Below are 12,880 nucleotides of genomic sequence, written 5' to 3'. Positions count from 1 at the left end.
CCGGGTTGCTCGCGAAGGGCGCAACCCGGTCTGAAGCCAGCTCAAACCGCACTGAACCGCTGCCCCAGCCCCTGCCTCGCAAACTCTTCGATGATGAAATCCACAAACGCCCGGGTCTTGCCGGGCAGCAGTTTGTGTTCGGCGTAATAGATGGAAATGTTGCCGTCATCCACGTACCAGTCGGGGAGTACCCGCTGCAACACGCCGGACTCAAGATAAGGGACGGCAAACGGCATGCTCACCAGGGCGATGCCCAAGCCTTGGGCAGCGGTGACGCAGGCGGCTTCCGAGTCGCTCAAGGTCATGCGGGCTTTCAGCACAAGGGGGCTGTGTTGCCGGGTGCGGCTGGTCAGTTGCCACGAACGGATGCGCCCGGTTTGTGGCGAGCGGATCAGAATGCCCTGATGTTGCGCCAGATCATCCGGTTCGGTCACCGCGGCATGGCTTTGCAAATAGTCCTTTGAGGCTACCAGTACCCGATGAGCCACCGTCAGCTTGCGCGCCACCACGCCTTGGGGGAGCTCGAAACCGCCACCGATGGCCGCATCGAAACCCTGTCCGATCAGGTCCACCTGGCGATTGTCGAAATGCCAGTCCGGATTGATCGCCGGGTAACGCTGCAAGAACGCCCCCAGTAACGGCACCACATACAGCCGACCAAACGCCGTGCCCATGCTCACTTTCAGCGTTCCTGCCGGTTGCCCCTCGGCACTGGCCAGATTGGCGACAGCGTTCTGGATGGTATTGAAGCTGGTACTGACTTCGCGCAGAAACAACTGGCCGGCCTCGGTCAGCGTCAGGCGGCGGGTGCTACGTTGGAACAGTCGCACCCCCAGCCGCGCTTCGAGCTTGGCTACGCTTTTACCCACCGCTGCCGGGGTCACGCTCAAGCGTCGCGCGGCCTCGGCAAAGCTGCCGACTTCGGCGCTGCGCACAAAGCATTCGATACTGCTGAAGGTTTCCATAAAAGCCATTCTAAACTTTTGGTTTACACAGACTGTAACAGTAGACGTCTACACAGCCGATCAGCAACTCCGGATACTCGCTTTCATCAACCGCGGCACCCCGCCTCGGCACGTTTGGAGCACATCATGAATACTCAAGCATTGAGCGGTAAAGTGGCCCTGATCCAGGGCGGTTCCCGCGGCATCGGCGCCGCCATCGCCAGACGCCTGGCCGCAGAGGGCGCAGCGGTGGCCTTCACCTACGTCAGCTCTGCTGCCAAATCCGAAGAGCTGCAAAACAGCATCATCGCAGCCGGTGGCAAGGCCCTGGCAATCAAGGCCGACAGCGCCGACGCCGAGGCAATCCGCAAGGCCGTCGAGACTACCATCGAGGCCTTTGGCCGCCTGGACATCCTCGTCAACAATGCCGGCGTCCTGGCCATGGCACCGCTGGATGAGTTCAAACTCGAAGATTTCGACCAGACCCTGGCGATCAACGTGCGCAGCGTGTTCATCGCCACCCAGGCGGCGGCGCGGCACATGACCGAAGGTGGCCGGGTCATCAACATCGGCAGCACCAACGCCGACCGCATGCCCTTCGCAGGCGGAGCCCCCTACGCCATGAGCAAGGCCGCCCTGGTGGGCCTGACCAAAGGCCTGGCGCGCGACCTCGGACCCCGTGGCATCACGGTCAACAACGTGCAGCCGGGCCCGGTGGACACCGACATGAACCCGGCCAATAGCGATTTCGCCGCTAGCCTGACGGACCTGATGGCAGTCGGGCGCTACGGCACGGTAGAAGAAATCGCCAGCTTCGTCGCTTACCTGGCCGGCCCGGAAGCCGGCTACATCACGGGTGCCAGCCTGACCATCGACGGTGGTTTCGGCGCCTGATCCGGCATAAAAAAATCGCCGGTCATGGGATCAACCCTGACCGGCGTTCTGCTGTGTGGCGTTTATGGGTCAAGCGCGTTCAAGTTCTGGCAAGCCGCAAAGGCCGGGCTGGAACATTTTCAACGACCGGATGATCCCGTCGGCATGGGCGTACTTTTCATCCGCCATGGCCGGATCCGGGATGGCAATGGCGGTCATGCCCGCCGCTTTCGCTGCCGTGACGCCGAACGGCGAATCCTCGAACACCAGGCAGTCGCGCGGCGCGACGCCCAGGCGGCGTGCGGCGGTCAGGAAGATGTCCGGTGCCGGTTTCGCCGCAGTGACTTCAGGGTCGTCCGCCGTGACGATGAAATCGAACAGCGCGAACCAGTCGCGGTGCAAGGTGGTTTTCAGCGCGAACGACTGGCTCGACGAACTGGTCCCGACGGCGATGGGCACGCCACTGGCCTTGAGGTGTCGCACCAGGGCTTCGGCGCCTGGCATCGCTAGTGCGTGGGGGAACCGCTCGCGCATCAGCGGTTCGCGAATCTCCAGGAACTCCTCCGGCGTGATCGGCAATTCCAGGGCCTGGACCACATAACGGGCCAGATCCCCGGCGCCGCGGCCGATGATGTTCTGCTTGACGCTCCAGTCGAACGTGCGCCCGTAACGCTCGGCGATGATGGACGTGACCTCGGTGTAGATGCCTTCGGTATCCAGCAACAGTCCATCCATGTCGAAAATCACAGCCTTGATCGGGCCAAACTCTTTGTGCGGTGCATTCATCGCATCTGATCCGTTATCAACACAACATTCCAGGGATGGCTCAGGTGCGGCCAGGGGCAAGGTATTCGCCTTAAAGGATTCAGCAGCATAACGAGGGGGGCTTGGGGCAGGCAATGGGCAATCGCCGTAGCGCCCGTAGGAGCGAGCTCCCAGGGGCGCCACGGCAATTAACAGGTCAGCGGTTATTGACTGGAACCGCCCGAACCACCGCCTGAACTGCCACCACTGCTGCTGGTTCCAGTGCCACCGCTGGTACTCGCGCCGGCACCGGGAGTGGCTGAGTCGCCGCCCATGGTGCTGCCGCCACTCGCTGAACCAGTCCCGGTACCAGGACTGGTGCTACTGCCACTGGCGTCGCCGCCATTCCCTGCGCCCACAGAGCCCGGTGGCAAAGCATTACCGTTGGCATCGGATGTGGAACCGGCATCCATCTGAGTGGACGGCGGCATTCCGCCCTTGTCCACAGGCGCATCGTCGCTTGAGGACTGTGCGAAAGCAGCCAGTGAACTGACCGAAAGAATCCCGGCGAGCGTCAGCGCTGTGATGTTGGACTTCATCATGGTGAGTCTCCTTTTCAAGGTACTTACCTGATGTGTGGCACGCATCGGCGGCCGATGGTGCCACTGGACCGACAGGCGGCGCAGCCGATCAGCTCGGCGTTCCGGACGCATCGTCACCGGCAATGTCCGGATCGTCCGGCAAAGCCTCGACCTCATCGTCTTCGCTGGGGACCGACTCCACGCCCGCGTCATCATCGGGCGGAATCTGGTCGCGACTCAGAGGATTGGTGGGTGATGGCAGCGGGTACTCCGGCGTTTCATCATCGGGGACAGGCGAATCGGCAGTCATGGCAACCTCCTGAGGCGGATATACCCGGCCTCAATCGTAGGATTCGTCCTCAAGCTCGGCGTCTTCATCGTCGATCAGGGGAACCTGGGCATCATCCATCAGGGAGCCGGGGTCTTCATTGCCCGGGTCATTGACGAACGGAACACCTGACGGGCCTTTTTCTTCCTTACCTTCGGTTTCAGGGGTCATGGCACACCTCGCAATTGTTGATGGATGTATCAATTCGAGGTGGAGGAACGGTAAACGTTCCGGATGAATGTCCAGATACGCCTGTGGGAGCAAGGCTTGCTCGCGATGGCATCGCGAGCAAGCTTTGCTCCCACAGGTCTCGGGTGGTTGATCCCTAGCCGATCAGCATCCGCTTAGCGGTGCTTTCTCTTGTGCTTGTGCTTCTTGCCACCCGAATGACCATCGTTGTCATTGGACAGGTTGCTGCCCAACGCGCCACCCGCTGCACCGCCAAGGCCAGCACCGATGGTGGAACCGGAGGAGCCGCCCAAGCGGTTACCGACGATCGAGCCACCGGCCGATCCGAGGCCGCCACCAATGGCCGCTTCCGTGCGGCTGCCCTTGCGAGCCCCTACCGCACTGCCTGCAGCACCACCGACACCCGCACCGATCGCGGCACCGGTACTGCCGCCCATCTGTTGGCCGACCACGTTACCCAATACACCGCCCAGACCACCGCCAACTGCAGCAGTACCGTCGCCGGCAGCCATCGCGCCTTGGGCAACCACAAGCCCAAGCACCAACGTGGACAAAGTCAAACGCATGATAAAACCTCAAAGAATGCCGCATCGGGGAAAATGGCCGGCGCGCGCTGGCGCGAGTCTACGCCAAACTGCGTCGGTCATGACGGTTGGACAGCGTAATGGCACTTTATTTTATGACAGGCAAAAAAAAGCCCGCTGGGGAAACGGGCAGGTACTGCTTTCTAACGGATGAGTTCAGACTACGTAGGGGCTTGTGAAAGAAACGTGAAAGAAACTGCCGATTGAAAAAAGATGAAAAATATTTACGCAGATCGTTTGTCAGCACTTGATGATCGTTCCCGCAGCCAGGTGCGCTGCGCGGCCCAAGGAGCCGAACCCAGAGGGCCATTGAGGCGTACCCACGCAGAGCGTAGGAACGAGCCCCATTCGATGAGGGGGCTGCGCTCGCTGTTATTTCTTGACCGGGACCCTGGGCAGGAACTTGGCCTTTTCGCCTCGCTGCACCTTGGACACCTTCGTCCTGATGGATTTGATCGGTTCATCGCCAAAGTCTGAGCGATAGGCCGACTGACCACACTGCAACCCTTCGTTGACCGGATACGCGGCGGCGTTTTCCTCGCTGTACGCTGCTCCCATTGCCATTCCCCTTTTCATCGCGGCCCATACCGGCAACAACCAAATGCCTGAAAATATCGACCTTACGCGGATGAGACTAGTCGGTCATCAAAAGACTGACAGTCCGCAAAAGCACTTGGCCGACGAATGGAACTGGTTGTTTCAGAAAGGAAACACTCACTGCGCAGCGAGCAGGGTCCGACGTAAGATCCGTGAAACCTGTACGGCCGAATAAGGCTTGGGCAAGAACTGGAAACGTCCATGCTTGATCAGCGGGACACAAATGGTCGCGGCGATGCCAATCGCCTGGAACGTCGCCGCTTCGTCCGGTGCCGATTCCGCCAGATTATCGTTGATCACCAGCGCAAAGTTCTCGATATAGGTGGCCTGCCCCTCGAAGGCTGCCTGCACGATAGGCCCGATATCGCTCCAGACCTCGGGTGCGCATGAGCCCCCGGCTCGGGCGTATTATCCCGCGCCGGGGTTGAATGTGCGATGGGTTGTGGACGTGTAGCGCTGCGAAAGGACCCTATAGGAAGAAGTATTGGTTCTGCGCAATCCTTATTTCACAGCAGAGTAAAAGCAGGTATAGATAAGATGACACCTTTCGCAGATCCAGGAGATCCTACCTGGATTGGCCCCTGCCCTTGCGCCGCTACCTGGAAGTAGCGTTCCAATCGGTGCCTCGGCTTGGCAAACGGAGTGATGAAGTTGGAAGCAGTGCAACTGTCCGCCACGGATGAGCGGCTCGAGACGCCTCGACAGGTCGAGTGTGATGTAGTGATCGTCAATTACAACGCCGGGAATCTATTGATCGCGTGTGTCAGTTCGGTTATTGCCGCCGGCGCGTCCAGGGTGATAGTGGTGGATAACGCTTCCCACGACGACAGCCTGGTCAGGCTGGAAAAAACCCACGCAACCGGCGGCGCCCTTCAGATCATGAGGAACGCGACCAATTTGGGCTTCGCCGTTGCCTGCAACCAGGGTGCCCTCCTGGCCACGGCCCCCAGCGTATTTTTTTTGAATCCAGACACGGAGCTGGCGGTTGACGCGATAGAGCGCTTGTTACTGGCGCTGCACAGCTCACCGGAGATCGGCATGGTCGGCGGATTCCTGTGTAACCCGGATGGCAGTGAGCAACCGGGTGGGCGCCGCGTATTTCCGACTCCCCGGCGCGCTTTCATGCGGGCGTTTGGGCTTTCACGTCTCGCCCATTTTTTCCCTTCCGTGTTTTCCGACTTCTTGCTTCATAAAGAGCCTCTACCCGCTACGCCCATCGTCGTCGAAGCCATTTCCGGCGCTTGCATGCTGGTCAAGCGCGAGGCGATCGAGAGCGTCGGGTTGTGGGATGAAAAATACTTTCTGCACTGCGAAGACCTGGACTGGTGCATGCGCTTCCGCCAGGCCGGCTGGAACGTGCTGTTCGTACCAGACGCCGCGGTCATGCACATATTCGGCGGCTGCAGCCGGCATCGACCCTATTTCGTCGAGTGGCACAAGCACCGGGGAATCCTGCGTTTCTATGGCAAGTTTTTCCGCCACAAGTACTCGGGGTTGCTGTGGATAAGCGTAATCATTGGCGTGTGGTTTCGATTCAGCCTGATGGTCAGTCATCATGCGGCTGCCCAACTTCTGAATGCCTTGAACCGACGGGGGAAAACCTGAAGTGCGGGTGGGTATATTGGGCGCGTCCGGTTTTTTGGGTGAGCGTACGCTGTCGCTCCTGGCCCAGGCGGGCCATGAAACCACCGCGTTTACCCGGGACTTGTCCAAAGCGCCGCTCAACAATGTTGGCTGGCGCAGTGCCCATGACTGGCACGGGATAACGCTGGACACATTCCTCTCCTTTGCGCCGCTCTGGGTTTTACCGGACTATCTGGAACACCTCGCCAACACGCAGGTCAAGCGCGTTGTGGTGTTGTCCTCGACGAGCCGCTTTGCCAAAGAGCAGTCGCCCGACGCGCGGGAAAGGGACGTGGCGCAGCGTTTGATCAATGCCGAAGTCCATCTTGAGCAATGGGCGACCAAACGAAAGATCGAGTGGATCATTTTGCGACCCACGCTGATCTACGGGTTTGGCCGTGACAAGAACGTTGCAGAGGTGGCTCGCTTCATTCAACGCTTCGGGTTCTTCCCGCTCGTTGGCGGCAGTGTCGGGTTGCGCCAGCCGGTGCACAGTGATGACGTCGTCCAGGCGTGCCTGGCGGCGATGAGCGCTCACGGCCTGCCGAGTGGCGCTTACAACCTTTCAGGCGGAGAAACGCTGCCTTATCACACGATAGTAAGCCGGATATTCCAGGCCCTGGGACGGCCGGAACGGACCCTGCCGCTCCCCGCCAGGGCGTTGGGCATGGCCGTTTCGCTGATGCGTTGCCTGCCACGCCACCAACACCTTTCCAGCGCGCTGGTGCAACGCATGAATCAGGACCTGGTATTCGACCATTCACCCGCCCGTGATCGACTTGGGTTTTCTCCCAGGCCTTTTCATTTGACGGGCGAAGACATGCCCGGGCATTGATTTCATTCAACGATGCACGTGGGCCTGCCAACGTCCCCATTTGCTTTCGAAGTAGGCCTGGTTTTTATCCCAGAGCGCCTGGTATTCGCCGCTGGCGATCAGCTTTCGAAACGAAGCCTGCCCGTAATGATGAACGAACGCATCTTCGGCGCAGACTGTCCGGTAACCTTTCTCCTGCACGCGACGGCTGTAGTCGTCGTCCTCAAACATGCCGATGCCAAAGGCCTCGTCCAGAAACCCTACTTCCTCGAGGATGTTGCGGCGCAGGCCGACGCAAAACATCGCAAGCATCGCAACGTCGAAACACTGCCCGGCATGTGCGGCAGTGTAGTCATCGGCAAAACCTTGCATCCGTTCCAGGTCGGTGTAGGTCACCTGGATTTTCGCTTCGTTACCTACGGCATTGGTGACGGGCCCGACCAGGCCGACACTCGGGTCCCTCAAGTGGCGGACCAATGGGTCCAGCCATCCTTTGGGGACCACCGTGTCATTGTTGAGCAGCAGGAGCACGTCGCCGTCCGCTGCTCTCAAGCCCTGGTTGTTGGCGGCGGCAAAACCGCGGTTCGCGCCGTTGAGGACGATTTTCACCCAGGGCACTTGCTGGCGCAGGCGTTCCAGGTAGTCACACGTGCCGTCGTCAGAACCATTGTCGACCACGATCAGCTCGTAATGGGGCCACGTGGTGTTGCGCAAGATACTGTTGATGCATTGGACCGTCAGATTGACGTTGTGGTAGGTGACGACCACGATGGAGACTTTTTCGTGCAGCGCCACCAGCGCACGCTGCGTGGTGTTGAATCGATCCCGCCAATCATTGGCGCGGGCAACCTCAAGGCGTCGTTTGTAGAGGGCCAGATCGTGCTCGGCCAACGCGCGCTCAATCTGCTCGATAAATTCATCAACCCCCGTCGCGAAGTACAACAGATCCTTGTAGACGCTCATCTCGTTGAGAGGAGTGGAAATCACCGGTTTACCCGCGCTGATGTACTCGTAGAACTTTACCGGGTCCACCGCGTGCGTCACGTTGTAAAGCCGGAAAGGAATCAGGCAGGCGTCGAAATGATGCAGATACAGCGGCATCTGCGAGTAAGGTTTGATTCCCAGGATGTGCACGTTGGGTTTGTGCTCAAGACCGGCCATGTCGTCGACGAACACATCACCCAACAAAATGAAATTCCAGTCGGGGCGCCTGTCCGCCAGCGCCGCCAACAGCGGAAAATCCAGCCATTGCGCCAGCGCGCCATAGTAGCCAATGACCGGTCCGACCAGCCCACCGAGCACGTCGTTGGCGAAGCAATGCTGGTGAAAGAAAGCGAAATCCACGGCATTTCTGACCAGTACGCATCGTGCATTGCTGGTGCACCATTTTTCGTAAAGCACAGCGGAAGAGACCGTCACCAGGTCCGCCTGGGCCACCAGGGTTCTCTCCTCATTCAGTAATGGCTCACCGATGTTCGGAAACCCGTCCCAATCATCCATGCAGTCGTAGTGGATCCGCCACCCATGCTCGGATCGCAACTCGAATGCCAGCGGGCTCCAGTACGGCAGATGAATCACCGAGAGCGCCGTCTTTATCTGCCAGTCGGCTGCCAACGCAGCCAGGGCTCGCCGGTAAAGCTGGATGCTCTGCGGCGTGACCGTTGTTTCGTAGTACTGCTCTTGAACATCGCGTTGCAGGGCAACTTCATGGATATTGGGTGCCACGGTGGTCAGCCGATAGAGCTGCCCTTGGTCAGGCACGCTGGACGGCACAACATAGAACACCCGGTAACCCTGTTGCGCAAACTGGCTCATCAACTGCTGGGGCCGCTGGAACCGTGCCGCCCAGGCGATGTTGGCGAAACAGAGCATATCCAGGCGCCCCGAGGCCACGAAATCCGGCTCGACCTCGGGTAGCGGAAGCGGCACCTGCCCCGCCGGGGGCACGATGGCGTCCATCAGTTTGGGCGGGTCTCGCCTGGCGGCAAAACCATACCGTATCAACTGGGCAAGCGCGCGCAGCGGTTGGGTAAAGCGCCAGGAGCTGGTCTTTTGCAGGAAATCGACTTTTGCCAGGGCGATATCGCGTTCACGAACGGCGGCGTCTCGTTGGGCCAGCACATCCTTGCGGTCAGGGAGTGGACTGTCGGGCTTATGCACGTGGGTACCCATGCAATGCCGCAGTATCACCCGGCGGCCACATGGAGCTGACAGAGCCAGGACGATAGAACGTCGCCGTCAGGCTGCGGCGCGAGGCGTTGCAATGGCCCACGACTTGCGAGACGGCATGCCAGGAATTCGCCGAGCGCACCAGGACCGCCGAGTTGCCCACCAGCGGCTCGATCTCGGCAATGACCGCGGCAGGGTCATTGCTGCTGAGAATCTGCAGGCACCCGCCATCGTCGCGGTTCCACGACTCGTTGAAGTAGAGGATATGGGTCACCAGCTTGTCCGGAAGATCCGGATGAGCACCGAGGCTGGCACCAGGACCGTAATGAAAGACGTTGACTTCCATGGGCACGTCGCGCAAGTCGATCCCCGTCAATCGTGACATGGCTTCTCGATAGTGCGCCGACCCCAGGTCCCGCGCCAGGCTCAACCACGCATCGCTCAGTTCTTCAGCAAAGGCGATGGTCCCGGTGCCCATCTCCACGAGCGCACGCGCTTCGTAGTCATAGTTTTTTTCCCCACCATAACCGCTCACTGTCTTGAAGTGATCATGCGGAAAGGACCCAGCCAACGCTGCCGCATCCCGGGTCGAGTACAGGTTGCCGATTTCAGCCCAGGAGAACGGGTGAGATTTCAGCGCGGTCGATTCGAGACGAGAAAGTTCTAGCATTGTTTATTCTTGGTCGCTGTCAGTTTTCTGAAACCACGGGCAATGGAGCGCAGTGGTGCGGTCATCCGGAATGAGCTGGAACCCTGCAATTGCAGAACCCTAGCATTACTCAGCGCCAACTGCTGGCTGAGCTGGGAAATAAGCGCCTGCTGAGCAACCTCTTGCATCGACGGGCTATGCACCGTGGGGAGTATCTCGGGTATGGCAGGTTCTGCCGGGCATTGAACCTGCCCTGCATCGCTGCTCTCGGCTGCGTTCTCAAGCAGGTTGGGCAGTTTTTGCAAAAACGCGCCCAGTACCGGTCTGGACGACGTGGGGCCCCGGCGAATGATTGCCGCCACCCGGTCCCAATGCTCCACCAGCGTATCGGCCGCTGCGCGAGCCGCGGCCGATGGCGTCGTTTTCCCTACGCGCGAAAGGAACCACTGCGGGTCGACGGTCGCCACGTCGGGCAATGCATGGAGTGAGTCGAATGCGGCCAGCGCGGTGTATTTTCCCGTCGTCAGGTCTGCCGAGCAGAACACCGGGACACCGAACGCCAAGGCGGTGATCGCCAGGTGGTAACTGTGTCCGATCACTGCTTGCGCCTGGCTGAGTATCTCGGCCATCAGCAAGGGCTGCGGCCAGAACGGCAAGGTGATAGCGCCCGGCAGGCGCCCGGCGATGATTGACGGGTCATCCCCCAGGACCGGGCCGATGGGTACGACCAGGAAGCGATAACCCTGGAATGCCTGTGGATGCTCTTGGAACAACCGAACGAAGGATTCGACCACGTGAATGGCGTGAATCACGATATACGGCCCCTCCAGCCCTGCCTGCTCACGCAGCCGCGTGAACTCGGCCGAAGGTCGCTGCTCATCGATCAGTCGCGGCAAGCCGAACGCGGTGTCAGGCAGCACCTCGATCTCGGCCTGCCGGGTCAACGCCGCGAGGGCATCCCGTGACAACGCATCGCGTACACCCACGTACTGGCTCTGCTCCAGGGCCATGCTCAGCAGCGGCCTGGCCCAGTCGGGAATCGGGTTGCAATGCATCCCGGGGGCATTCCACATCACCGGGATCCCATGTTGCAGCGCGACCAGCGCAGGCGTGAGCCAGTACCCGGTAGGGTGATGGATATCAGGCGTGGTCGGACCATAACCAGGGGCCACGACTTTATCAAAACGGATCAGGAACCCACCGCCGATCAGCACCCCGTCCAAGTCATCCGCAAGACCTGGCAGCTCGGTCAGCGATGTCACCGCATACGGCCACTCGGGCTGGGATTTGCCGTGGTAGGAAAACCGGTGCAGGTTGACGTTGCCCAGGCGCCGGGTCAGCTCGGCTTCGGCGATGATCGGGAACAACAGGTCACCGTAGTTCTCCACGTCAAAGGTGCCGAATATCGCGACCTGCCAATCGGCTTCACGGGTGGGCTCGGCCAACGTCTTGTGCTCCATGAGTTCGCCATCGGCTGTCCGCCCGGGCCCGGACGAGCACTCAGCAGGCCGAGGACTAACGCTGTGCAGGCCCAGATCCACCATGCCCAGGAAGTTCTTCGAGCTGGGCAACACATCGAACGCCAGGGGCGCCACCTGCTTCTCAATCAGCTGCGAGGTGTCTTCAGTGACCCCATGCAACAGTTTCAGAGTGACATGGTAGCGACCTGCGGCGAGATTGGCCGGGAAGCGCACGTTGATCGCCGCCCGCCGCCAGCCATTTTCGGTGGGACCCAGCGGCAAGGCGAAGTTCGCCCCGCCAATCACCAGCAGCCGCGCCTCCTGAATGGTGAAACTGATATTGGGTTGGTGGATCGACTCGTGCAGCAGCGCCTCCACCCGAATCTCGACGTCGTTTCCATACAGGTAGCTGGAGCAAAGCTGCTGGGTGTCGGTGAAGCAGGCCGAAGTGATACGCCCTTCCTCGGTCCCGAACGCAATGCCGTCCGGGGCGCCCATGAAGGGTTTGCGCGTTACCGGTATGACCCCGCCACTGGCCCAGCGGCGCTGCTCGTCGCGCATGTCGAGCAGGTATAACTCGGCCATTTCATCAGGCGCGCCGCTGGCAACCACCTGGCCTTGGCGCAGGTAGATAACCCGGTGGCAAAACCGCTTGATCATGCTCATGTCATGGGAGACGAACAGCAACGTCGTGCCTTTGGCGGTCAGCTCTTCGAGTCGACTCAGGCATTTGAACTGGAAGGAGGCGTCGCCGACGGCAAGGGCCTCATCGACGATCAGGATATCGGGATCCACACCGACAGAAACCGCAAAGGCCAAGCGCACCAGCATCCCGCTGGAGTAGATCTTGGTCGGCTGGTCGATGAAGTCACCGATGTTGGCAAAGGCAATGATTTCATCCAGGCGGGCGTCCGTTTCGGCGCGACTCAAGCCCAGCACGGCGGCGTTCATGTAGACGTTATCGCGCCCCGTGAATTCCGGATTGAAGCCGGCTCCCAACTCGAGCAGTGCAGCGATCCGGCCGTTGCTCTGGACGCGGCCATGGGTGGGCGTCAACGTTCCGCAAATCAGTTGCAACAACGTCGACTTGCCGCTGCCATTGCGACCGATGATGCCGACGGTCTCTCCCCTTGAGACGGACAGGGAGACATCGTTGAGCGCCCAGAACTCGCGATAGAAGCGTCTCCTGCCACGCATCACCATCTGCAGCAGGCGGTCCCTGGGCGCGTCATAGATCTGGTAGCACTTACTCAGGTGTTCGGCGTTGATCGCCACTTCATTCGACATCGGCAAGACCCATCCGTGAATCACTACCGTTTGTACCG

The 12,880-nt window shown here is 60.3% G+C and carries 13 protein-coding genes and 2 pseudogenes; 3 read left to right on the top strand and 12 right to left on the bottom strand.

The features are described from left to right. Window positions 1-41 precede the first annotated feature (41 nt). Window positions 42-965: a LysR family transcriptional regulator gene (locus tag J7E36_RS07575; protein ID WP_215001444.1), complete on the bottom strand. Its 924-nt coding sequence runs from the start codon at window positions 963-965 to the stop codon at window positions 42-44. A 126-nt stretch (window positions 966-1,091) separates the two neighbouring features. Here J7E36_RS07575 and J7E36_RS07570 point away from each other — a divergent pair, with 126 nt between their 5' ends. Next, window positions 1,092-1,838 (top strand): 3-oxoacyl-ACP reductase family protein, encoded by a 747-nt coding sequence (locus J7E36_RS07570; RefSeq protein WP_215001441.1) that lies wholly within the window; start codon window positions 1,092-1,094, stop codon window positions 1,836-1,838. 69 nt (window positions 1,839-1,907) lie between these two features. Here J7E36_RS07570 and J7E36_RS07565 read toward each other — a convergent pair whose 3' ends face one another. The 7 genes from J7E36_RS07565 to J7E36_RS07535 form a co-directional block, all read right to left on the bottom strand. Next, a complete protein-coding gene (locus J7E36_RS07565; RefSeq protein ID WP_215001439.1) occupies window positions 1,908-2,603 on the bottom strand; it encodes an HAD-IA family hydrolase in 696 nt (231 codons plus the stop codon). 182 nt (window positions 2,604-2,785) lie between these two features. Then, window positions 2,786-3,163, bottom strand: coding sequence for a hypothetical protein (locus J7E36_RS07560; protein WP_215001437.1), 378 nt, complete (start codon window positions 3,161-3,163; stop codon window positions 2,786-2,788). Window positions 3,164-3,251: 88 nt separating this feature from the next. Continuing rightward, on the bottom strand, window positions 3,252-3,452 hold the full coding sequence (locus tag J7E36_RS07555) for a hypothetical protein (RefSeq protein ID WP_215001435.1): 201 nt from the start codon (window positions 3,450-3,452) through the stop codon (window positions 3,252-3,254). A 30-nt stretch (window positions 3,453-3,482) separates the two neighbouring features. After that, a complete protein-coding gene (locus J7E36_RS07550) occupies window positions 3,483-3,641 on the bottom strand; it encodes a hypothetical protein (RefSeq protein WP_215001433.1) in 159 nt (52 codons plus the stop codon). Between the two features lie 173 nt (window positions 3,642-3,814). Continuing rightward, a complete protein-coding gene (locus J7E36_RS07545; RefSeq protein ID WP_215001431.1) occupies window positions 3,815-4,225 on the bottom strand; it encodes a glycine zipper domain-containing protein in 411 nt (136 codons plus the stop codon). Between the two features lie 390 nt (window positions 4,226-4,615). Next, a complete protein-coding gene (locus J7E36_RS07540; protein WP_215001429.1) occupies window positions 4,616-4,801 on the bottom strand; it encodes a hypothetical protein in 186 nt (61 codons plus the stop codon). Window positions 4,802-4,957: 156 nt separating this feature from the next. Beyond that, window positions 4,958-5,191, bottom strand: a complete 234-nt coding sequence (locus tag J7E36_RS07535; protein WP_215001479.1) for a hypothetical protein — start codon at window positions 5,189-5,191, stop codon at window positions 4,958-4,960. A gap of 309 nt (window positions 5,192-5,500) precedes the next feature. Here J7E36_RS07535 and J7E36_RS07530 point away from each other — a divergent pair, with 309 nt between their 5' ends. Together J7E36_RS07530 and J7E36_RS07525 are read left to right on the top strand one after the other, a co-directional pair. Then, window positions 5,501-6,445, top strand: coding sequence for a glycosyltransferase family 2 protein (locus J7E36_RS07530; RefSeq protein WP_231286340.1), 945 nt, complete (start codon window positions 5,501-5,503; stop codon window positions 6,443-6,445). A 16-nt stretch (window positions 6,446-6,461) separates the two neighbouring features. Beyond that, a complete protein-coding gene (locus J7E36_RS07525) occupies window positions 6,462-7,298 on the top strand; it encodes an NAD-dependent epimerase/dehydratase family protein (RefSeq protein ID WP_251030534.1) in 837 nt (278 codons plus the stop codon). 6 nt (window positions 7,299-7,304) lie between these two features. Here the strand turns inward: J7E36_RS07525 and J7E36_RS07520 are convergent, their stop codons facing one another. From J7E36_RS07520 to J7E36_RS25220, 4 genes and pseudogenes are all read right to left on the bottom strand, one after another. After that, window positions 7,305-9,449, bottom strand: a complete 2,145-nt coding sequence (locus tag J7E36_RS07520) for a glycosyltransferase (protein ID WP_231286336.1) — start codon at window positions 9,447-9,449, stop codon at window positions 7,305-7,307. Next, window positions 9,430-10,116, bottom strand: a complete 687-nt coding sequence (locus J7E36_RS07515) for a 2OG-Fe(II) oxygenase family protein (protein ID WP_215001423.1) — start codon at window positions 10,114-10,116, stop codon at window positions 9,430-9,432. The genes J7E36_RS07520 and J7E36_RS07515 overlap by 20 nt, the downstream gene beginning before the upstream one ends. Then, window positions 10,110-11,465 (bottom strand): annotated as a pseudogene (locus J7E36_RS25225) (polysaccharide pyruvyl transferase family protein); the annotation flags it as partial. The gene J7E36_RS07515 and the pseudogene J7E36_RS25225, both read right to left, overlap by 7 nt. Window positions 11,466-11,615: 150 nt before the next feature. After that, window positions 11,616-12,842 (bottom strand): annotated as a pseudogene (locus J7E36_RS25220) (ABC transporter ATP-binding protein); the annotation flags it as partial. Window positions 12,843-12,880 lie beyond the last annotated feature (38 nt).

Source organism: Pseudomonas fluorescens, assembly GCF_018614775.1.
GTDB lineage: Bacteria > Pseudomonadota > Gammaproteobacteria > Pseudomonadales > Pseudomonadaceae > Aquipseudomonas > Aquipseudomonas fluorescens_BY.
The sequence above is the reverse complement of the archived record's forward strand: the minus strand, read 5'-3'. Positions and strand labels throughout refer to the sequence as shown.